The 18,948-nt window shown below is 65.3% G+C and carries 18 protein-coding genes; 9 read left to right on the forward strand and 9 right to left on the reverse strand.

All coding sequences use genetic code 11. The features are described from left to right. Positions 1-18 precede the first annotated feature (18 nt). Positions 19-969, forward strand: coding sequence for a cation diffusion facilitator family transporter (locus N5P29_RS01745; RefSeq protein WP_262276975.1), 951 nt, complete (start codon positions 19-21; stop codon positions 967-969). Positions 970-985: 16 nt separating this feature from the next. Here N5P29_RS01745 and N5P29_RS01750 read toward each other — a convergent pair whose 3' ends face one another. Then, complete coding sequence (locus N5P29_RS01750) at positions 986-1,819, reverse strand: helix-turn-helix transcriptional regulator (RefSeq protein WP_262276976.1); 834 nt, start codon at positions 1,817-1,819, stop codon at positions 986-988. 86 nt (positions 1,820-1,905) lie between these two features. Between N5P29_RS01750 and ilvD the strand changes: the two genes are divergently transcribed. Beyond that, complete coding sequence (gene ilvD / locus N5P29_RS01755; protein ID WP_262276977.1) at positions 1,906-3,768, forward strand: dihydroxy-acid dehydratase; 1,863 nt, start codon at positions 1,906-1,908, stop codon at positions 3,766-3,768. A gap of 11 nt (positions 3,769-3,779) precedes the next feature. On the opposite strand, the gene N5P29_RS01760 is transcribed toward ilvD, so the two are convergent. Beyond that, entirely contained in the window at positions 3,780-5,588 is a 1,809-nt protein-coding gene (locus tag N5P29_RS01760) for a thiamine pyrophosphate-requiring protein (protein ID WP_262276978.1), read from the reverse strand. Positions 5,589-5,639: 51 nt separating this feature from the next. After that, positions 5,640-6,491, reverse strand: a complete 852-nt coding sequence (locus N5P29_RS01765) for a LysR family transcriptional regulator (RefSeq protein ID WP_262276979.1) — start codon at positions 6,489-6,491, stop codon at positions 5,640-5,642. 86 nt (positions 6,492-6,577) lie between these two features. Between N5P29_RS01765 and N5P29_RS01770 the strand changes: the two genes are divergently transcribed. Beyond that, positions 6,578-7,417, forward strand: coding sequence for an EamA family transporter (locus tag N5P29_RS01770; RefSeq protein WP_262276980.1), 840 nt, complete (start codon positions 6,578-6,580; stop codon positions 7,415-7,417). A gap of 41 nt (positions 7,418-7,458) precedes the next feature. Here N5P29_RS01770 and N5P29_RS01775 read toward each other — a convergent pair whose 3' ends face one another. Then, on the reverse strand, positions 7,459-8,505 hold the full coding sequence (locus tag N5P29_RS01775) for a LacI family DNA-binding transcriptional regulator (protein WP_262276981.1): 1,047 nt from the start codon (positions 8,503-8,505) through the stop codon (positions 7,459-7,461). A gap of 248 nt (positions 8,506-8,753) precedes the next feature. On the opposite strand from N5P29_RS01775, the gene N5P29_RS01780 reads away from it, so the two are divergent. Further along, positions 8,754-9,953, forward strand: a complete 1,200-nt coding sequence (locus N5P29_RS01780) for a Gfo/Idh/MocA family protein (protein ID WP_262276982.1) — start codon at positions 8,754-8,756, stop codon at positions 9,951-9,953. A 1-nt stretch (position 9,954) separates the two neighbouring features. Further along, on the forward strand, positions 9,955-10,950 hold the full coding sequence (locus N5P29_RS01785) for a Gfo/Idh/MocA family protein (RefSeq protein ID WP_262276983.1): 996 nt from the start codon (positions 9,955-9,957) through the stop codon (positions 10,948-10,950). A gap of 58 nt (positions 10,951-11,008) precedes the next feature. On the opposite strand, the gene N5P29_RS01790 is transcribed toward N5P29_RS01785, so the two are convergent. Together N5P29_RS01790 and N5P29_RS01795 are read right to left on the reverse strand one after the other, a co-directional pair. Next, a complete protein-coding gene (locus N5P29_RS01790; RefSeq protein WP_262276984.1) occupies positions 11,009-11,803 on the reverse strand; it encodes a TIM barrel protein in 795 nt (264 codons plus the stop codon). After that, complete coding sequence (locus tag N5P29_RS01795; protein WP_262276985.1) at positions 11,800-12,978, reverse strand: Gfo/Idh/MocA family oxidoreductase; 1,179 nt, start codon at positions 12,976-12,978, stop codon at positions 11,800-11,802. The genes N5P29_RS01790 and N5P29_RS01795 overlap by 4 nt, the downstream gene beginning before the upstream one ends. A gap of 413 nt (positions 12,979-13,391) precedes the next feature. Between N5P29_RS01795 and N5P29_RS01800 the strand changes: the two genes are divergently transcribed. Continuing rightward, complete coding sequence (locus N5P29_RS01800; protein ID WP_262276986.1) at positions 13,392-14,378, forward strand: LacI family DNA-binding transcriptional regulator; 987 nt, start codon at positions 13,392-13,394, stop codon at positions 14,376-14,378. 15 nt (positions 14,379-14,393) lie between these two features. On the opposite strand, the gene N5P29_RS01805 is transcribed toward N5P29_RS01800, so the two are convergent. Both N5P29_RS01805 and N5P29_RS01810 read right to left on the reverse strand, forming a co-directional pair. Continuing rightward, on the reverse strand, positions 14,394-15,689 hold the full coding sequence (locus N5P29_RS01805; RefSeq protein ID WP_262276987.1) for an MFS transporter: 1,296 nt from the start codon (positions 15,687-15,689) through the stop codon (positions 14,394-14,396). Between the two features lie 67 nt (positions 15,690-15,756). After that, the gene (locus N5P29_RS01810) at positions 15,757-15,924 is read right to left on the reverse strand and encodes a hypothetical protein (protein ID WP_262276988.1); all 168 of its coding nucleotides are present in this window, start codon (positions 15,922-15,924) and stop codon (positions 15,757-15,759) included. Between the two features lie 194 nt (positions 15,925-16,118). Here N5P29_RS01810 and N5P29_RS01815 point away from each other — a divergent pair, with 194 nt between their 5' ends. The 3 genes from N5P29_RS01815 to N5P29_RS01825 are packed head-to-tail and all read left to right on the forward strand — an operon-like array spanning position 16,119 to position 18,483. Next, entirely contained in the window at positions 16,119-16,937 is an 819-nt protein-coding gene (locus N5P29_RS01815; protein WP_262276989.1) for a hypothetical protein, read from the forward strand. Next, a complete protein-coding gene (locus N5P29_RS01820; protein WP_262276990.1) occupies positions 16,921-17,670 on the forward strand; it encodes a LamB/YcsF family protein in 750 nt (249 codons plus the stop codon). Before N5P29_RS01815 ends, N5P29_RS01820 begins: the two co-directional genes overlap by 17 nt. A 39-nt stretch (positions 17,671-17,709) precedes the next feature. Beyond that, positions 17,710-18,483 (forward strand): 5-oxoprolinase subunit C family protein, encoded by a 774-nt coding sequence (locus tag N5P29_RS01825; protein ID WP_262276991.1) that lies wholly within the window; start codon positions 17,710-17,712, stop codon positions 18,481-18,483. A gap of 10 nt (positions 18,484-18,493) precedes the next feature. Here N5P29_RS01825 and N5P29_RS01830 read toward each other — a convergent pair whose 3' ends face one another. After that, positions 18,494-18,928: a VOC family protein gene (locus N5P29_RS01830; RefSeq protein ID WP_262276992.1), complete on the reverse strand. Its 435-nt coding sequence runs from the start codon at positions 18,926-18,928 to the stop codon at positions 18,494-18,496. Positions 18,929-18,948 lie beyond the last annotated feature (20 nt).

An 18,948-nucleotide genomic window follows, 5' to 3' on the forward strand; every position in this document is an offset into this window, starting at 1 on the left:
GTTGGGTACGGTATCCCTATGGCCGCCTCCCGGGAACGATCGGACTCCAGCTCCACCTTGCTGACCGTCATCATTGCCTTCGCGGCGAATACGTTGGTTGCCGCTGCCAAGTCGGTGGCAGCGGCACTGACGGGATCTGCATCCATGACTGCCGAGGCCGCGCACTCCTGGGCGGACACCGGAAACCAGGTGTTCCTCTTCATGGCCGAACGCCGTTCCCAGCGGCCGCGGGATAAGGGCCACCCCATGGGTTACGGCCGGGAAGCCTATGTCTGGTCCATGTTCGCCGCTTTCGGGCTGTTCACGGCCGGGGCCGTGGTCTCGATCATGCACGGGATCCAGCAGCTCATTGAGCCGGAACCCGCCTCGGACTTCCTGATTGCCTACCTGGTGCTGGCCGTAGCCTTCGTCCTGGAGGGCTTTTCCTTCGTCCAGGCCTTCCGCCAGACCCGGAAGGCAGCCAGGGAGCTGGAACGGCGGACCCTGGAGCAGGTTCTTGTCAGCTCGGATCCCACTCTGCGTGCGGTTTTCGCCGAGGATGCCGCGGCGCTGGTTGGCCTGCTGATTGCCTTTGCCGGGGTGTTCCTCCATCAGGTCACGGGGTCCCCGGTGCCTGACGCTGTGGGCTCGATCGTGGTTGGCGTCTTGTTGGCGGGTGTTGCTGTGGTGCTGATCGACCGCAACCGACGGTTCCTGGTGGGGCAAGGCGTCACTCCGGACATCGAACGTTCAATGGGGCGGCAGCTGCTGGAGCACAAGGACATCGCACGGCTTACCTACCTTCATCTTGAATTCGTCGGCCCCCGCAAGCTGTACCTCGTGGCAGCGGTGGATCTGCAAGGCGACCATCCCGAACATGAGGTTGCGGTGGTGCTGCGAAGGATCGAGAGGGAACTGGAGAACCATGAAACAGTGGAGGAAGCGGTGTTGACCCTGGCCACCCCTGACGAGGCGTCGCTGACGTTATAGCGCGGTTCAGCAACCCTTAAGGTGCCGTCTCCATCAGCCGCTGCATCTGTCCGCCGGCGTCACTCCCGGGTGCCGGCGTATAGACCACGATATGCAGGTCCGGCCGGTCCGACGGCGAAACCTGGTGGTGCTCAAGCTGCAGCACTCCCACTGCCGGGTGGTGGAACAGCCGCTCGCGGGACTCGAAGCCAAGGATGTCGTAGCGGTCCCAACTCTCCTGGAACTCCGGACTGGCTTCCTTGAGCCGTTCCACTTGGTAGGCAACATCAGGATCGCCCAGGCGTTGACCTGTTTCGGCCCGGAATTCGGCGAGGAACCTTTTGCTGGTGACATCCCAGTCCGGAAGCAGGTCCCGGACATACGGGTCGGTGAAGACGAGCCACAAAAGGTTCCTGTCGGCGGCGTCGAACGTTCCGATGTTTGGATACAGCGCCTCATAGGCGCGGTTCCACCCTGCCACGCCCCAATCGGGGGAAAGCGCGTACGAAGGGTTGGGGTCGAGCGCATCCAGCAGCCGCTGCACGTGGGCGGGCGCATCAGCGGCCACAGGCCCCTTGGGCAGGGCGGAGGAGTACCCGCCCAACGAGAGGACGTAGCCCAGCCCTGTGTCGGAAAGGTGCAGGGCGCGTGCCACGGACTCCAGCACCTGCCTGGACGGACTGATGTCGCGGCCTTGTTCCAGCCAGGTGTACCAGGTGACGCTGACGCCGGAGAGAAAAGCCACCTCCTCCCGTCGGAGCCCGCGCTCGCGGGAGCGCCCTACCGGCGGGAGTCCGTAGTCCGATCGCAGCGCCTGGTTCCGGCGGGTCCTCAGGTACAGCCCGAGCTCTTTGCGCCTCTCATCCTTCACTCGGATAACACTATTACTCTGGTACTTTCAGTACTAGTAGTGACACCGTCTTCCGGCAGTCCCTGAAGACCAGCAGGATGGTACACATGCCTGCACTTCGCTCTAAAACAGTTACCCACGGCCGCAACATGGCCGGCGCCCGCGCACTGCTGCGCGCTTCCGGCGTCGCCAACTCCGACATCGGCAAGCCGATCATCGCCGTCGCCAACTCCTTCACCGAGTTCGTCCCCGGCCACACGCACCTCGCACCCGTGGGCAGGATCGTCTCCGACGCGATCCTTGCTGCCGGTGCCGTGCCGCGTGAGTTCAACACCATTGCCGTCGACGACGGCATCGCCATGGGCCACTCAGGCATGCTCTATTCGCTGCCCTCCCGCGACCTGATCGCAGACTCTGTTGAGTACATGGTCAACGCACACTGCGCCGACGCACTGGTCTGCATCTCCAATTGCGACAAGATCACCCCCGGCATGCTCATGGCCGCGCTGCGCCTGAACATCCCGGTGGTCTTCGTTTCCGGTGGCCCCATGGAGGCCGGCCGCGTGACCCTGACTGACGGTTCCGTGCGCTCCTTGGACCTGGTGAACGCGATTGCCGACGCAGTGGACGAGTCCATCTCCGATGAAGACATCAACCTCATCGAAGAGAACGCCTGCCCCACCTGTGGATCCTGCTCCGGCATGTTTACGGCCAACTCCATGAACTGCCTTGCCGAGGCCATCGGCCTGGCCCTGCCGGGCAACGGCTCCGTGCTCGCCACCCACACCGCGCGCAAGGCGCTCTATGAGAAGGCCGGCGCCACGATCGTCGACCTCGTCAAGCGCTATTACGACGGCGACGACGACTCCGTACTGCCGCGCAACATCGCCACTGCCGAGGCCTTCGACAACGCCATGGCGCTGGACATCTCCATGGGTGGCTCCACCAACACCATCCTGCACCTGTTGGCTGCTGCGCAGGAGGCAGGCGTGGATTACGGCCTCGCCGAGATGGACGCCAAGTCCCGCCAGGTCCCCTGCCTGGCCAAGGTCGCTCCGAACGTCGCCGGAAACAAGACGTATTACATGGAGGACGTGCACCGCGCCGGCGGCATCCCCGCCCTGCTCGGCGAGCTGAACCGCGGCGGCCTCCTGCACAAGAACGTCCACTCCGTCCACTCGACCGACCTCGACGGTTGGTTGGACGACTGGGATATCCGTGGCGGCAAGGCCACCGAGGAAGCGCAGGCCTTGTGGCACGCCGCTCCCGGTGGTGTCCGTTCCTCCACGGCTTTCTCGCAGTCTAACGTGTGGACCTCCCTGGACACCGACGCCGAGGGTGGCTGCATCCGCTCCTTGGAGCACGCCTTCTCCAAGGACGGCGGCCTTGCCGTGCTGCGCGGCAACATCGCCGTGGACGGCGCCGTGGTGAAGACCGCAGGCGTGGACGAGTCCATCTGGAAATTCGAAGGCCCCGCCATCGTGTGCGAGTCGCAGGACGAGGCCGTGGAGATGATCCTGAACAAGACCGTCAAGGAAGGCGACGTAGTGGTCATCCGCTACGAAGGCCCCCGTGGTGGTCCGGGCATGCAGGAAATGCTCTACCCGACGTCGTTCCTCAAGGGCCGCGGCCTGGGCAAGAAGTGCGCCCTGATTACGGACGGCCGCTTCTCCGGCGGTACTTCCGGCCTGTCGATCGGCCACATCTCGCCGGAGGCTGCCTCCGGTGGCGAGATCGCCCTGGTGGAGAACGGCGACATCATCAGCATCGACATCACCCAGCGTTCGCTGGAGTTGAAGGTCTCCGAGGAAATCCTGGCCGAGCGCCGCGAGAAGCTCCTGGTGAACGGCGGTTACAAGCCGAAGAACCGCGACCGCCAGGTGTCCCCGGCGCTGCGTGCCTACGCTGCCATGGCGTTGTCCGCTGACAAGGGCGCCGTCCGCGACGTCTCCCTGGTGGAGAACCTCTAGCCGGAAAACCCCTAACCCCGGAGTTTCGACTCACCTGCGGCGTAGCTGTCCAACAGCTTGCGTGCATGCTCGCCGTCGGGACCCTCCTGGGACAGGGCGGACCTCATGCCCTCAAGCTTCTCTTCTCCTGCCGGGAAGGGGGGAAGCAGAGGGATGTTGGGGTCCGTCCTGACCTCCAGGATCACGGGCCGGTCAGCAGTAAGCGCGAAGTCCCAGGCCTCGCCAAGTTTGCTGGGGTCCTCCACGCGCACCCCGGCCAAGCCCAGCAACTCGCCATAGGCGGCGAAGGGGAAGTCCGGGAGCTCCTGGCTTGCTGGGAAGCGCGGTTCGGCCTCGGTTTCGCGCTGCTCCCAGGAGACCTCGGCCAAGGCACGGTTGTTGAAGACGCACACCACAAACCGTGGATCCGCCCAGCTCCGCCAGCGGTGCGCCACGGTGATCAGCTCGGCCACGCCCAGCATCTGCATTCCGCCGTCCCCTGCCAATGCCACGATTGGTCGGTCGGGGTGCGCGAGCTTGGCCGCCAGCCCGTACGGAATCGCGCAGCCCATGCTTGCCAGTGTGCCGCTGAGGTGGGCGGGGACTCCCGGCGGGAGGATCAATTGGCGCGCGTACCAGTAAACGCAACTGCCGACGTCGATACTCAGCTGGGCATTATCGGGGAGCCTTCCGCTGAGCTCGCGGACCACCAACTCCGGGTTTACCGGCTCGGCAGGAAGGTTGGCGCGTTCCTCTGAAAGGTGCCGCCACGCGCTCACCTGGGTTTCGACGTCGGAACGCCACTGGGCGCGCTGGCTTTCCTTCTCCTGTTGCTTGGCGTCGAGACGGACCGAGAGCTGCCGGAGGGTTTCCGCAGCGTCGCCCACCAAGCCCAGCTCCACCGGGTAGCGGTTGGCGATTTTGCGGCCATCGATGTCGATCTGGACCGCCCTGGCCCGTCCCGGCTTTGGGTAGAACTCGGTCCAGGGGTCATTGGAGCCGATGATCAGCAGGGTGTCGCAGTTCTCCAGGAGGTAGGCGCTGGCGGTTGTGCCGAGGTGGCCCATGGTTCCTGTGGCGAAGGGGAGGGTTTCGTCGACGTAGGGTTTGCCGAGCAGGCTGGTGGTAACGCCCGCTTTGAGCTTTTCTGCCAGCTGAACCACTTCGTCGCGGGCTTTCCGGGCGCCCTGGCCAACGAAGAAGGCAATCCGCTCACCTTGGGACAGGATCTCCGTGGCGGCGTCGAGTTCTTCGTCGCGGGGCATCACGCGGGAGGGGTGCCAGACTGGCGCCGTAACCACTATGCCGTGTTCGGGCTCGAGCTCCGGTGCCTCGGCGGTCTGCAGGTCGTGCGGGACGATGACCACGCAAGGCGTGCGGGTTTCGAGGGCAGTGCGGAAGGCCCGGTCGATCAGCATGGGAACCTGCTCAGGGGAACTGGCCAGTTGCGCGAACTGGGCGGCAACATCCTTGAACAGCGTGAGCAGGTCGATTTCCTGCATATAGGCCGAACCCAGCACAGTCCGGCTCTGTTGTCCGATGATCGCGACTACTGGAACGCCGTCCATTTTCGCGTCGTAGAGTCCGTTGAGCAGGTGGACCGCGCCAGGGCCCTGGGTGGAAGTGACCACGCCAACGCCGCCGGTGTACTTCCCGTGGCCCACGGCCATGAATGCTGCAGCTTCCTCGTGCCGGGCTTGGACGAACTCCACCTCGCCTTCGGCGCGGGGCAGGGCTCCCATGAAGCCGTTGATCCCATCGCCGCTGTAGCCGAACACCCTCTTAACGCCCCAAGCCTTGAGCCGTTCCACGATCAGATCCGAAACCGTTCGCTGAGTCATGCGCCTATAGTAAGCATACTGATTGATTCTGCGGCGGGCGGGAGAGGACGGTCAGGCGTAGACGAACTCCAGGAGCTGCACGATCGAGGCGCACTCCCGCGGGGGATCCTTCGTCAGCCAGGCCGCGTATACGGGGAGTGTTGGCGCGTCCCTGACCGGGCGATAAACGACTCCGCGTCGGCGGTATTGGTGGGCCGTGGACTCTGCCGTGATCCCGCGGGCGGAACCGCTGCCGATGATGGTCAACCAATCGTCGATGTCACCAATGGGAATGACTTGCTGCGGTCGCATCTCCGCAGGCCACAGCTCCAGGGTGGTGCTTCCGGTCCGCAAGTCCATGGCCACGGGACCCGCGGCGATTTGTGCCAGGCTGACACTTCGCCGGGAAGCCAGAGGATCGTCGGCGGACAAGGCGCAGTAGCGCTTTTCCGTACCGATCCGGACATGTTCGACGCCGGTCGCTGCCGGAAGGCGACGAAGGATGGCAAGGTCTGTGGTCCCGTCCAGCAGCCCACCGCTGGGTGTATTGGACCGGACAAGCTGCAACTCGGTTGTGGGGAAGCGCTCCCTCCAATGGCGCTGGAACGCGGTGGTGTGCTCGCCCAGCGCTGACCAGGCATAGCCGATCCGCACCAGTCCGGCGTCGCCGCGGGCTTCGCGTTCAAGCTCTGACAACAGCGCCAGGATCCGCCGGGCCTTCGCTGTGGCACGCTCTCCGGCAGGGCTCAGCCTGACCATGCGCGTAGTCCGCTCCAGCAGCGTTGCCCCCAGGGCCTGCTCGAGGGCTGCGATATTGCGGGAAACAGCTGCCTGCGACATTCCCAGGGCAATTGCGGCATCCGTAAACGTCCCCTCGTCAACTACTGCAGCCAAGCACCGCAGCTGCCGAAACTCCACGTCCATGAGGCCCATCCTATTCATGCATCCGCCGCATAAATAGTGTCATTCATGCATTTAGCGGATGAGTCCTTCCAGCGCACACTCTCACCATGAACAGAAGTGCAGCGGCGGGCGGAACCGCCACCCTGGTAGCCAGTGCGCTCTCCAACCAGCTCGGAGCGGCGACGGCGTCCCTGGCCTTCCCCGTGATGGGTCCCGTGGGCGTTGTGGCGGTACGCCAGCTCGTGGCCGCGGCCGTCCTGCTTCCCACCGTGCGTCCCAAGCTGCGGGAGCTAAGCTGGCAGCAGTGGTGGCCGGTTCTCCTGTTGGCACTCTCCTTCGGAACCATGAACCTTGGACTGTACGCCTCGATCCAGCGGATCGGACTGGGCCTCGCCGTGACCCTGGAATTCCTGGGCCCGTTGGCCGTGGCTTTGATCAGCTCGAGGCAAAAAGCGGGTGCCGTCTGTGCCATCGCCGCCGCTGCCGGCGTAGTGCTCATTACGCGCCCCGAAGCCTCCACCGACTTCGTGGGCATTGGCTTCGGCATGATGGCAGCATGCAGTTGGGCCGCTTACATCCTCCTCAACCGGGTGGTGGGCCGTCGGATCCAGGGCATTCAGGGCACGGCTGCCGCTTCGGGAGTGTCGGCGACGCTCTTCCTGCCTGTCGCCGTCGTCGTTTTCCTGAGCCGGCCAGTGGATGGCTTGGCGGTCCTGTGCGCCGTCGTCGCGGGAGTCCTGGCATCGGTTCTGCCCTACGTTGCGGACCTGATCGCCCTGCGGCGGGTTCCGGCCAGCCTGTTCGGCATCCTGATGAGCATCAATCCCGTGTTCGCGGCGGTCATTGGCGCCCTGGTGCTGGGGCAGGAGTTGGAGCTGGTGCAGTGGGCGGGAATTGCTTTGATCGTGGCCGCCAACGCCGGGGTGTTGCTGTTGGGTCGGCGGTAGGGGCTCGGCCATGAAGAGGCGTGGCCAGGAAGGGAGTGTGGCTACGAGGGCGCGTCACCCGAGGATCCCCGAACCTGCAGTTGCGTGGGCACTTGGTGAACCCTTCCGGGCAAGTCCGGTGCGGCAAGGCGCTCCAGGATGAACTTTCCGGCCTCGACGCCCACAGCCAGGTTGCCGTTGTCCACGGAGGTCAGGGAGAGGTGCCGGATCTTGGCCAGGTAGGTGTTGTCGTAGCCCACGAGTGAGAGGTCTTCGGGCACGGACAGGCCAGTGTCGTCGGCCGCGGACAGTGCGCCGATGCAGGCGATGTCGTTGTAGGCAAAGATCGCGGTTGGCCTGTCTTTTCCGGACAAGAGCCGGCTGGCGGCGGCGTAGGCGCTTTCCTCGCTCACGCCGCCGGACACCACAATCGGCTCGAGTCCGGCGTCGCGCATGGTCCGTTCGAACGATTCCCGCCGGATTCTGCCTACCTCGGCAGGGCCTTGCAGGTGTGCGATCCTCCGGTGCCCGAGTGCAAGGAGGTGTTCGGTGGCCTGGCGCGCACCGGCGTCGTCATCATTGACGACAATATCGACGCCGCGCAGCACCGGTTCCCGGGTTCCGGCCAGGACCACCGGGATGCTCTGGGCGGCCTTCTCAATCGCGGCAGACTCCGTGGTAGTTCCGACCACCACGAGTCCGTCAATCCGCTGCTCCAGCAGGGTCTCCACGGAACTGCGGCCTACCCGGTTGTCGGTGTAGGAGTCTGCCAGGACCGGTGAAACCCCCGCTGCATGCAGTGATGCCGTGAGCCCCTCCAGCAACTCCACGAACCAGGGGTTGCGGATGTCGTTGAGCATCACCCCGATGGTTCCGCTTCTCGGGCCGGACAGGCGCTGGGCCAGCCTGTTGGGTCGGTAGCCCAATTGCTCCATGGCTTCCAGGACGGCCCGACGGCGGCTCTCACTCACGTTCGGCGAGCCCTGAAGGACCAGTGAGACCAGGGATTTGGAGACCCCCGCAGCGCTCGCGACGTCGCGGATGGTGGGCTTGGTGGGCTGCGCTTTCGGCACGTCGGTCACTGTGCTGCTTTCCTCTTTGGCGTCCATGAGCCACCTTCCTGAGGCGCGCTGACCGGATCAATCTCCACGAAGCGGCAGAGGGCTACCACCTTCTTATCCAATTGGTGGGCTATTACCTGTGTCCCGGGTGAAAGTAGGTGAAACTGGTGAAACCTCCAACATTCTAGCAATGCCTCCGGGCCTAGGCTTCCAGCGAAAGGATTGACGTCACGGGTCTTCTGCATCCATTATGGACCGGTCCAAGTAAATTCCAAAGAGTCAATGAGGATCCTTCAATGAGTGAACCTAATTCGCGGCAATTAGTCGCAGGAATGGTTGGTGGCGGTCCGGGCGCCGACATCGGCAAGACCCACCGGTACGCCATGCGGCTGGATGGCCACTACGATCTCCGGGCCGGAATCTTCGGGCGCGATGAGAGCAATTCCCGCGCCACCGCCGTCGAACTCGGCGTTGAGCCGGACCGCAACTACGGCGACCTCCACACGATGGCCGAGGCCGAAGCCACCCGTGAGGACGGCGTGGACGTCGTGGTTGTGGCCACCCCCAACGACAGCCACTACGAGATCGCCAGGACATTCCTGCAAAGGGGAATCTCCGTGGTGTGCGAGAAGCCCCTGACCCGGGACTCCGCAACTGCGACCGAGCTGGTCCGGGTTGCGGAGGAGAACAACGCCGTCCTCGCTGTCCCGCACTGCTATTCGGCCTACGCCATGGTGCGGCAAGCTGCGCGGATGGTCCGCGACGGCGAGCTGGGCGCCATCCGTTTTGTCGACGTCGAACATGCTTCCGGCTGGGCAGCCACACCCCTCGAGAACGAAGGCCACAAGCAGGCCAGCTGGCGCACCAACCCAGACATTGCCGGGTTCCCAAGCGTCGTGGGCGACCTCGGCACCCACGCCTTCCACCTGCTGCGCTACATCACCGGGCTCGAAGCCGAACGCCTGTCCGGTCGTCTGCAGACCTTTGTCCCTGGGCGTCGCGTTTTCGATAACGCCACCGTGGAACTCGAACTGACCGGCTCAGTTCCAGCGCGGCTGTGGGCCAGCATGGCGGCTACCGGTCATAACCACGGGCTCCGCATCCGGATCTACGGCGAGAACGGCAGCCTCGAATGGCAGCATGAGGACCCGCACCACCTCAAGGTCCAGGACCTCGCCGGCGCCACCACCACCCTCACGCACGGGCTCAGCACCCTGCACGAGGACGCGTCCCGGCTTACGCGCGTCGGCCTCGGCCACCCGGAGGGCTTCCTTGAGGCCTTCGCCAACTTCTACTCGGACCTGGCTGAGGTGCTGCGCGCCCGCCGCGACGGGACCGCCGTGCCTCAGCGCGAGCTGTCCTTCCCCACAGGAGTTGACGGCTTGATCGGCGTCCAGTTCGTCGAAGCCGTCGCGGCATCGCATCACGATGACTCCGCGTGGAAAGTCCCCGCCTCTGCCCTGAAGAAATTTGACCTGGAGAAAGCAGCACTCTGACATGCCCCGTTTCGCCCTCCTCGGAGCCGGTTTCATCGGTTCCGTCCATGCCGCAAACCTCGCCGCGCACCCCGGGATCGACTTCCGGTTGGTGTACGACGTCGACCAACAGCGGGCCGAGTCCCTCGCCGCTGCGCACGGCGCCTCGGCTGCCGCCTCGCTGGAGGAGGTCTTCGACCCCCGGGCGATCGACGCCGTCTTCATCGCCTCCTCCACCGATACGCATGCCGAGCACCTCCGCCGGGCCGCCGCCGTCGGAATTGCAGCCCTGTGCGAGAAGCCGATCGACTTGGACCTGGACCGGGCACGTGAGACCGCCGCCTTTGCGCACGAGAGCGGCGTGCCCGTCATGGTTGACTTCAACCGCCGCTTCGACCGCGACTACGCCGAGCTCAAGCGCGTGGTGGACTCGGGGGAGATCGGCACAGTGGAGCTCATCCAGCTCACTTCGCGCGGCCCGTCCATGCCGCCGTTGTCCTACATCGCCGTATCCGGCGGCCAGATGCGCGACCAGACCGTCCACTTCTTCGACCTCGCGCGCTGGCTTTCAGGCCTGGACCCGGTGGAGGTTTTCGCCACGGGTTCGGCCCTGGCGGAGCCCGGCATTGCAGCGTACGACGACGTCGACACCTCCGCGGTCACATTGCGGCTCCCCGGCGGGGCGTTGGTCCAAATCGACTCCGTGCGCCACACCGGCTACGGCTACGACGAAAGGATCGAGATCATGGGCTCAAAAGGGATGGTGGAAGCCCGCCGGCACCGGAACGGGGCGGTGTCCCGGTATTCGGGCACATCCGTGGTGGACGACGGGCTACACCCGGGCTGGTTCGAGCGTGTGCAGCCGACGTATGCCGCGGCACTCGCAGCGTTCGTGTCTTCCCTGGACGGAGGCGCCGCCCCGACGCCTTCCCTTGAGGACGGGCTGAAAGCCCAGGCCATTGCCGAAGCTGCCGTGCTTTCCCTCCGTTCCGGACGACTGGAACCCATCAAGTACTGAACCCAAGTAGGGGACAGCACATGTCGCACTGGGTGCTCGTAGCGACGTTTGCTGTCCCCTAGTTGGGGGAGAAGGCGGCGCGGAAGGCGGCCAAGGCTGCATCTCCCGCTTCGACGCTCTCCCCGCCCACGGCTGCGGCTTCCATGCCGATCACGCCCGTATATCCAGCCTCACGGAGTGCCTTGGCGATGATCGGGTAATTGATCTCCCCGGTCCCAGGCTCGAAGCGTCCGGGTACGTCGGCAACCTGGATCTCGCCCGTGAACGGTTGGGCCGCCCGGACCAGCTCGATCAGGTTCCCTTCGCCCATCTGTGCGTGGTACAGGTCCAGCATCATCTTCACGTTCGGATGATCCACTGCCCGGACCAGGGCAAGTGTGTCCTTCGCCCGGGCAAGCGGAATGCCGGGATGGTCGAGGATCGTGTTGAGGTTCTCGAGCGCGAACGTGATGCCGTGCTTTTCGCCTAAAGCGCCGAGCCTCTCCAGTGTGCGGAGTCCGGTCAGCCACATTTCTCCCGTGGAGCGTTGGGTTGGCCGGACCGCGCGCCCGCCTTCGCCAAGCTCGGACGGGTGGACCACCATCCGCTCCACCCCCAGCTCCAAGGCGGTGGGGATCAGCTTTTCCGCGGAAGCCAGGACTTCATGCGCGGTCAAGGGGTCGATCACGCTGCCGCCGAAGTAGCCGCTCATTGATGAAAACCTGGCGCCGGTTGCAGCCAGCGCGCCAATGTCCCGACCCCGGGTGTCCCACAGCTCTACCTCGAACCCGTGGTCGTGAATGCGCCGCACGCGATCGATCAGCGGCAATTCCCCGTAGACCATCTCTGCGCAGACGGCCAGGCGGAAGCTCATGCCCGGGCCGCCTGAAGTGCGCGGGCCGTCTGAAGCTCCAGGGCCGGTTCTGCCGCCTGCAGCTCTGCGATCTCCGAAACCGCCACTGGCAGCCCGGTTTCGGCGGATCTGAACGCAGCCAAAGCAACGGCCAGTGCATTCCGCGCGTCCACTCCACCCGGCGCTGCCACGGTGGGAGCTGCCACAGCGGCAGGCGAGGAGGCCGCCGTCGTGCCTTCCGGCGCGTATCCACGGCGGACCGCAACGTCGTCCGCAAAGGCGGCGAGCTCTGCCGTGTAGGCGTCATGGAAGAGGTGGATGTTCAGGCGGGACGTCCCTGAGGTGATGCCGGCGGCGGTGTAGCTGGTGGCATTCGTGGCTTGGGGAGTGCCGGCGGTGACCATGCCGGCCGAACCAAAGACCTCGCCGCGGACGTCGTAGCCGTACAGTGCGTTGAAGTTCGCTTCGGCCACCGCGATGGCGCCATTGCTGTAAGTGACGGTCACGACGGCGGTATCCAGCAGGCCGCCGGCCTTCGCCTCGGGTGCCACCAGGGCATCGGCGACGGCATGGACCGTGACCGGGACGGCGCCGGGGTTGAGCCAGTTGAGGGTGTCGAAGTCGTGGATGAGGGTTTCCAGGAAGATGGTGCCCGGTGCGATGCGCTCCGGGTTGCTGAGTCCGGCCTTGGTGCCGGGATCGCGGGTCAGGGAGCGGAGCAGCTGCGGTGTGCCCACGGCGCCGTCGTCGATCAGCTTGCGTGCCGCCGCAAAGTCGGCGGAGTAGCGGCGGTTGAAGCCAAAGCGGAGTACGACGCCGGCGCTCGCCGCCGCGTCGATGGCCGCGTTCAGTTCGGCGATGGTCCGTCCGCCCGGCTTTTCGCAGAAGACGTCCTTGCCCGCGTGGGCAGCGGCAGTAATGAGTTCCGCATGGAAGCGCATGGGCGAGGCGATGAGCACGGCGTCAACGTCAGGATCCGCCAGAACATCGGCCACGTCTGTACTGATCTTGGTTGTGCCAAGTGTGGTGGCGAGCTCCTGAATGGCAGGAAGGACGGGGTCGGCGATGGCTTCCAAGCGGGCATGGGGGACGCGGCGTGCGATGGATTCGGCGTGGAATTTGCCGATCCAGCCTGCCCCTAGCAGGCCGATGCGGACGGGGCGGTCTTCGGCCACCGGATGCTGGAGGTACGTCATTGGGGCTCCTCTTCGAATTTCTAGATCGTTCTAGCTCATCTCATGGTTGCATGATCATGCCCCAAGTGTCTAGATCGTTCTAGTCCTGATTCTCTGCCGGAAACTCCTCGGCCAGAAAATTTTCTTCGGATCTCCGCGTCATGTTTTCGGGTATCGGAGTACATATCCATTGCCCATGTCATTGACCCGCGTACAGCGCCGTTGCCCTTTTCGGCTGCGTCGCGTGTCATCGGCACAGTTGGCAGCGATGGGTGTGGCGGGTTCTGGGGCCCGCCCGGGGCGCCATCGCTGCGTGAACGGGCTAGTGCGGTCGGTCGTCTGAGTCGCGACCGACCGCACGACTCGATAAAGGGCCCGCCGCACTTCACCGGAATAGATCGTTCTATAGACTGGCTCCCGAACAGAGGAGAGCCATGACGGGCAAACGGCCTACCCTGATGGACGTAGCGGAGGCGGCTGGGGTTTCCCGAGCGCTGGTTTCCATCGTGATGCGGGATGCTCCCGGCGCGTCGGATGCCACCCGGCTCAAAGTGCGTGAAGCAGCCCGCGCACTCGGCTACAGACCCGACAGCCGTGCCCGCCTTCTCCGAAGCAGCCGCACGAGGCTCCTGGGGGTCAGCTTCTCCACAGCGCAGGCCTTCCACGCCGAAATCGTGGATGCCGCCTATGCCGGTGCCACCCTCCGGGGCTACGACATCGCCCTCAGCGCGGTGGCCAACGGACGCTCCGAAGAACGGGCAGTGGAATCGCTGCTGGATCTCGGCTGCGAAGCCCTCATCATGATTTCCCCGACCCTCGCAGAGCAGGAACTTGCCGCTTACGCTGCCCGGTTGCCCGTAGTCAGCCTCCTCCGGGACGACGTCGGCGATTCCTTGGACTCCGTGAGCAGCGACGACCACGCCGGCATCCGCCTGGCGATCGAGCATCTCACTTCGCTGGGTCATCGGCGCATCGCCCACGTGGACGGCGGCGAGACCGTCTCGGGGCCGCAGCGCAGAGAGGCCTTCGAGGATGAGATGACGCGCCGGGGACTGCCCGCCCGCATCGTCCCGGGCGGCCCCACCGAAGAAGACGGTCTGCGCGCCGGGCGTGAGCTGCAGCAGGACTTGCCCACCGCCGTCGTGGCTTTCAACGATCGCTGCGCGCTGGGCGTCTGGGAGAGTTTCCGGGCGGCCGGACTTCGGGTTCCGGAGGACGTGTCGGTCCTGGGCTATGACGACAGCCAGTTCGCCCGCCTCAGCTATGTCCAGTTGTCCTCCATCAGCCAGGACGCGCCGCTGCTGGCCCACGCTGCGGTGGACCGCGCCGTCGACCGCCTGGAAGGCACGACGCCGGCCACCCACTTGGTGCGGACACCGCACCTGGTGACCCGCCGAACCACAGGACCCGCGCCCGTTTAGGGCGGCAGTACCCTGCTACACGGCGTCGGGCTGGGTGTCCGTCGCTTCGGACGTTGCGGGCGTCAGTGGATTTTCGATCTCGTCCGTCATCATGCGTGCCGCGAAGACAGCCACGAATGCCATGAACGGGCACACCAAGCCGGCCACCAGGAAAATCAGCCAGATCGGAACCACCTCGGCTACGGGCCCGGCGAGCGCCATCGAGACGGGCATCAAGGCCAGGGAAACAAAGAAATCCAGGCTCGAAATCCGTCCCAACAGATGCCTTGGGACGCGGCGTTGCAGGAGCGTGCCCCAGATGACGGTTCCCATGCCTTCCGTTACCCCGAAGATAAGCATGGCCGCTCCAAGCAGCCACACACTGTCCATGAACCCAATGGCGGCAACGGGCAGGCTGCCCAGCCCCCACGTCACCACCATGACCGTCAGGTAGCGGCGGGGGAGGGGGAAGGATGCGGTTGCCAGTGCGGCCACAGCACTGCCGACGCCCATGACCGCGAGCAGGAAACCGAACATCCTGGAGTCGCCACCGATCTGGTCGCGGACCACGAACGGCAGCAGGACCTCGATGGGCCCGATAAGGAACAGCACGGACAGGCAGGCCCATACCAGCGTCCAGAGCAGCCAGGGGGTGCGGACGGTGTAGCTGAACCCTTCGCGGAGGTCGCGGAGGAAGGACCTTGATGCGTTGTGATCCGGGGATGTTTCGGGGACGCCGGTATTCTGCCGGCCCAGGAAATTCAGGATCGCGAACGCCAGGAAATGGCACGCGGCCACCCCTGCGATTGAATGCGCAGGAGAGAAGGCCGCCACCAGGATGCCGGCGATCGCGGGCCCGGCGGCCTGTTGGAGAATGGGGCGGACGGTGCCTTCCATGCCGTTGGCTGCCAGGAGGTCCTCCGCCGGCAGTATGCGGGGAAGGAGTGCCGAGTAGGCGGGGAAGAAGAAGGCCTGGCCAACGCCAAGGACGAAAGCGCCGATGGCCAAGTGCCAGAGTTGAAGGACATTGAGCATGGCCAGCAGCGTGACCGTGGCTATCACGGCCAGGTTGGCGCCTTCAACGGCGATGATCAGGAGCCGTTGCGGGAACCGGTCTGCGGCGATGCCACCTGCCAGCACGAATCCGACCAGCCCCACACTCGCGGCCGTGGCCACCAACGACAACTCCAGCGGGCCGCCGCCCAGGTGGATGACCTCATACACCATTGCCACGGCCCACATGCCGGATCCGAAAATGGAAATGGACAGCGCAGAGATCAACACCCGGAATTCCCGGTGCCTGAAGGGGCGCAGCGCTCTCAGGGCGGCCATTTCACCAGCCTAGACCTGGGCTGGGACGCTGCGGAAGGCGGTCCCGCGCCTTGCGCGGGACGTCAGGTCAAGAAGCGCCCGACGGCGGCGCGTCGCCGTCGTCAATGTCCGGACCTTCGGCAGGGTCCTGGCTGTGCAGGCCGGTGTCGTGCGGCTCCCAGCCTTCAGTTTCGCCCTCTGCCGGGGCGTCGGCGTGGTGCCGGATAACGGGTTCGTTCTTGTCCGGGGCGTTCATGACGGATACTCCCTGTCCTTGCTGGACTGCTTCCGTAAGTGCCCCAGTCTACGCCGGGAAGGTCGAATGTGGGGTCCGCTCTGCGCGGAATACTGTCCACAGGGGCCGCAGAACGGGCCTCGCAAAGCAGGAGTGTGGCATAGGCTAAAACCATCAGTTCCCTGAATAATCAGAGCTGCCAAGGAGAGGTGAACATGCCCAAGCGCCCCAACCCGGCGGTGAAAATCGCCCAAGAGACGGCACACAACGCAGTCTTCGATGCCGAAGGCAACACCAAGCCGGGAGTGCACAACGTGCTCCTGAAGGCAGTGGAAGTCCAGCGCCCGCTGGTCCTGGCGAATCTTCGCAGGCTGCAGCGCCGCTACCCCAACGATTCGCCGGCGCAGCTGGCCGCCAAACTGGAGCGCCACTACCTGACCGCAGTGGCAGGCGGGGGAGCCGGGGTAGGTGCCATGGCCGTCGTGCCTGGCCTGGGTACCGCAGCATCGCTGGGTCTCTCCGCCCTGGCCACTGTTGGGTTCCTGGAGACCACCGCGCTGTACGCGTCCTCGCTGGCAGAGCTCCACGGCATTCGGCTGACCGACCCCGAGCGCGCACGCACCATGGTCATGGCCATCATGCTTGGCGAGGAAGGAACCTCCCTGCTGGGCGCCCTGAGCGGCCAGTCGCTCGGCCGGGGCAAGGGCGTAACCAACGCCTGGGGCAAGACGCTGACCAGGAAGATTCCGGGCAGTGGCTTCGGCGTCGTCCGGGACGCCATCCAGCGGGCCTTCCTGAAGAACCTCATAAAGAAGCAGGGCACGGCCTTCCTGGGCCGCGCACTGCCGTTCGGCGTAGGTGCAGTGGTGGGCGGTGCCGGCAATATGATGATGGGCCGTGCTGTTGTGGCCACAGCCAAGGAAGCGTTCGGCCCCCTGCCGGACACCATTCCAGGCGAGCTGCTGCCCAACGCAGGCAAAAATGTTCTTGAGAACCCGACCTTGGAAGGGGACAACAGTGGATTTGAACGCTGATCTGGGGGAGTCTTTCGGCTCCTGGACACTGGGCGACGACGCTTCCATGTTCCGCAACGTGAGCAGCGCTAACGTGGCCTGCGGATTCCACGCCGGCGACCCCCTCACCATGCTGGACAGCTGCCGTGCCGCCTTCGAGCTCGATGTCCGGGTGGGCGCCCACGTCGGGTACCGGGACTTGGCCGGTTTTGGCCGGCGTTCTTTGGACATGACCTTCGATGAGCTGTTTGGCGACGTCCTCTACCAGCTCGGAGCCCTGGACGGGATGGCCCACGCGGTGGGGGCCTCGGTGGACTACGTGAAGCCGCACGGCGCCCTTTACAACAGGATCGTGCGCGACGCGGAGCAAGCCGAAGCAGTGGTCGCTGCCGTCCACGCCTACGATCCCGGTCTTCCCGTGCTTGGCCTTCCGGGCTCGGCCTGGATCACGCTGGCCGACGAAGCAGGGCACCCGGTCTTCCGGGAAGCATTCGTGGACCGGGCCTACCTTCCGGACGGGACACTGGTTCCCCGTACACAGGAAGGCGCCGTGCTGCACGATACCGCCGCTGTGGTGGCGCAGGCCGTGCGGCTGGCCACGCGCAAGGAAGTTGTGGCCATCGACGGTTCGGTTGTACCCGTCCAGGCCGATTCCCTGTGTATCCACGGCGACACCCCCGGCGCGGTCAACATGGCAGCAGCCGTTCGCGAAGGCCTTGAGCAGGCGGGCGTGAATATTGAGGCGTTTGCCTGATCTCGAGGGGACGGCAGAATTCGTGAGGAGGGAAGTCGCATGGGTGCAGTAGTGGTGGATCCCGGGCCCTCAAGCCTGGTCCTTGACCCTGAGCACGTCCTGGACCGTGCGTCCATGAACCTGGCCAACGCCCTGCTGGGCAACTCCGCCACGGCGCCGGGACTTGAGGTCCTGGTGGGTGGCCTGAAGCTGCGCTTCGTCACGGGTTCCGCCATCGCCGTCACCGGTGCCGAGGGCGTTGTGACCCTCAACGGCGAGGAACTTGCGCTGAACAAACCGATCCGTGTGGCTCCCGGAGCCGTGCTGGTGTTTGGTCCCGCCAGATTCGGGATCCGCTATTACGTTGCAGTGCACGGCGGATTCACAGGGCGCGGAGCGATTCAAGCCGGCGGGACCGTCGCCTTTGGCAAGGCCCAAGGCCAGGGATTCCCGAGCATCCACCAGCCGGCCCGGCGCGCACTCGACCCCGAACGGCCGGTGGTCGCCCGGATTACCCGCGGACCGCGGGTGCCAAATTACGACGCCGGATTGTGGCTTCGCTTTACCACGGAACCTTGGACTCTCTCACCCGAGTCCGACCGCGTCGGTGCGCGGCTGGCGGGCCGGCCGCTTGAGGTGGCCTCGGCTCCAGCACCCCAGGCCCAACCGTTGGCGGCAGGCTCTGTGGTTTTGCCGGCGTCGGGCCTTCCCGTCATCGCCCTCGCAGACCGACCGGCTACCGCGAAGTCGCCCGTGATTGCGCTGGTCCGCGACGACGACCTCGACTTGATCGGGCAGGCCAGGCCGGGGCAGATGGTGCATTTGCTGGGCTAAAGCGGTGCCGTTACTCCTGCAGCTTCTGCGCCAGCATGACCAGGATGCCGCTGGGACCGCGAAGGTACGTCAGCTTGTAGATGTCCTGATAGTTGGCCACGCCGCGCAACGGGGTACATCCGTGTTGGGCGGCGATCTCCAGGGCTGCGTCGATGTCGTCAACGGAGAAAGCCACGCGGTGCATGCCGATCTCGTTGGGAAGGGTTGGGCTCGTTTCGATCGCATCGGGGTGGAGATACTCGAAGAGCTCCAGTTGGCCCTGGCCGTCGGGGGTTTCGAGCACGGCGATCTTCGCGTGGTTTCCGTCGAGTCCCACGGCGGTGTCGGCCCAGTCACCGCTGACAGTGTCCCGGCCCAGTACCGTCAGGCCCAGGTCGGTGAAGAAGGCGATGGTTTCTTCGAGGTCCCGGACAGCTATTCCGACGTTCTCAAGCTTGATAGGCATGCGTTGACGGTACCAAGACC

This window comes from Paenarthrobacter sp. JL.01a, from assembly GCF_025452095.1.
Classification (GTDB): Bacteria; Actinomycetota; Actinomycetes; order Actinomycetales; family Micrococcaceae; genus Arthrobacter.

Bases quoted from the DNA above. Each gene is read 5' to 3' on its own strand.
- N5P29_RS01810 (WP_262276988.1), bottom strand. From the start codon at position 15,924: ATGAACGCCCCGGACAAGAACGAACCCGTTATCCGGCACCACGCCGAC.
- N5P29_RS01800 (WP_262276986.1), top strand. From the start codon at position 13,392: ATGACGGGCAAACGGCCTACCCTGATGGACGTAGCGGAGGCGGCTGGG.
- N5P29_RS01785 (WP_262276983.1), top strand. From the start codon at position 9,955: ATGCCCCGTTTCGCCCTCCTCGGAGCCGGTTTCATCGGTTCCGTCCAT.
- N5P29_RS01770 (WP_262276980.1), top strand. From the start codon at position 6,578: ATGAACAGAAGTGCAGCGGCGGGCGGAACCGCCACCCTGGTAGCCAGT.
- N5P29_RS01790 (WP_262276984.1), bottom strand. From the start codon at position 11,803: ATGAGCTTCCGCCTGGCCGTCTGCGCAGAGATGGTCTACGGGGAATTG.
- N5P29_RS01795 (WP_262276985.1), bottom strand. From the start codon at position 12,978: ATGACGTACCTCCAGCATCCGGTGGCCGAAGACCGCCCCGTCCGCATC.
- ilvD (WP_262276977.1), top strand. From the start codon at position 1,906: ATGCCTGCACTTCGCTCTAAAACAGTTACCCACGGCCGCAACATGGCC.
- N5P29_RS01760 (WP_262276978.1), bottom strand. From the start codon at position 5,588: ATGACTCAGCGAACGGTTTCGGATCTGATCGTGGAACGGCTCAAGGCT.
- N5P29_RS01825 (WP_262276991.1), top strand. From the start codon at position 17,710: ATGGGTGCAGTAGTGGTGGATCCCGGGCCCTCAAGCCTGGTCCTTGAC.
- N5P29_RS01805 (WP_262276987.1), bottom strand. From the start codon at position 15,689: ATGGCCGCCCTGAGAGCGCTGCGCCCCTTCAGGCACCGGGAATTCCGG.
- N5P29_RS01815 (WP_262276989.1), top strand. From the start codon at position 16,119: ATGCCCAAGCGCCCCAACCCGGCGGTGAAAATCGCCCAAGAGACGGCA.
- N5P29_RS01765 (WP_262276979.1), bottom strand. From the start codon at position 6,491: ATGGACGTGGAGTTTCGGCAGCTGCGGTGCTTGGCTGCAGTAGTTGAC.
- N5P29_RS01780 (WP_262276982.1), top strand. From the start codon at position 8,754: ATGAGTGAACCTAATTCGCGGCAATTAGTCGCAGGAATGGTTGGTGGC.
- N5P29_RS01775 (WP_262276981.1), bottom strand. From the start codon at position 8,505: ATGGACGCCAAAGAGGAAAGCAGCACAGTGACCGACGTGCCGAAAGCG.
- N5P29_RS01830 (WP_262276992.1), bottom strand. From the start codon at position 18,928: ATGCCTATCAAGCTTGAGAACGTCGGAATAGCTGTCCGGGACCTCGAA.
- N5P29_RS01745 (WP_262276975.1), top strand. From the start codon at position 19: ATGGCCGCCTCCCGGGAACGATCGGACTCCAGCTCCACCTTGCTGACC.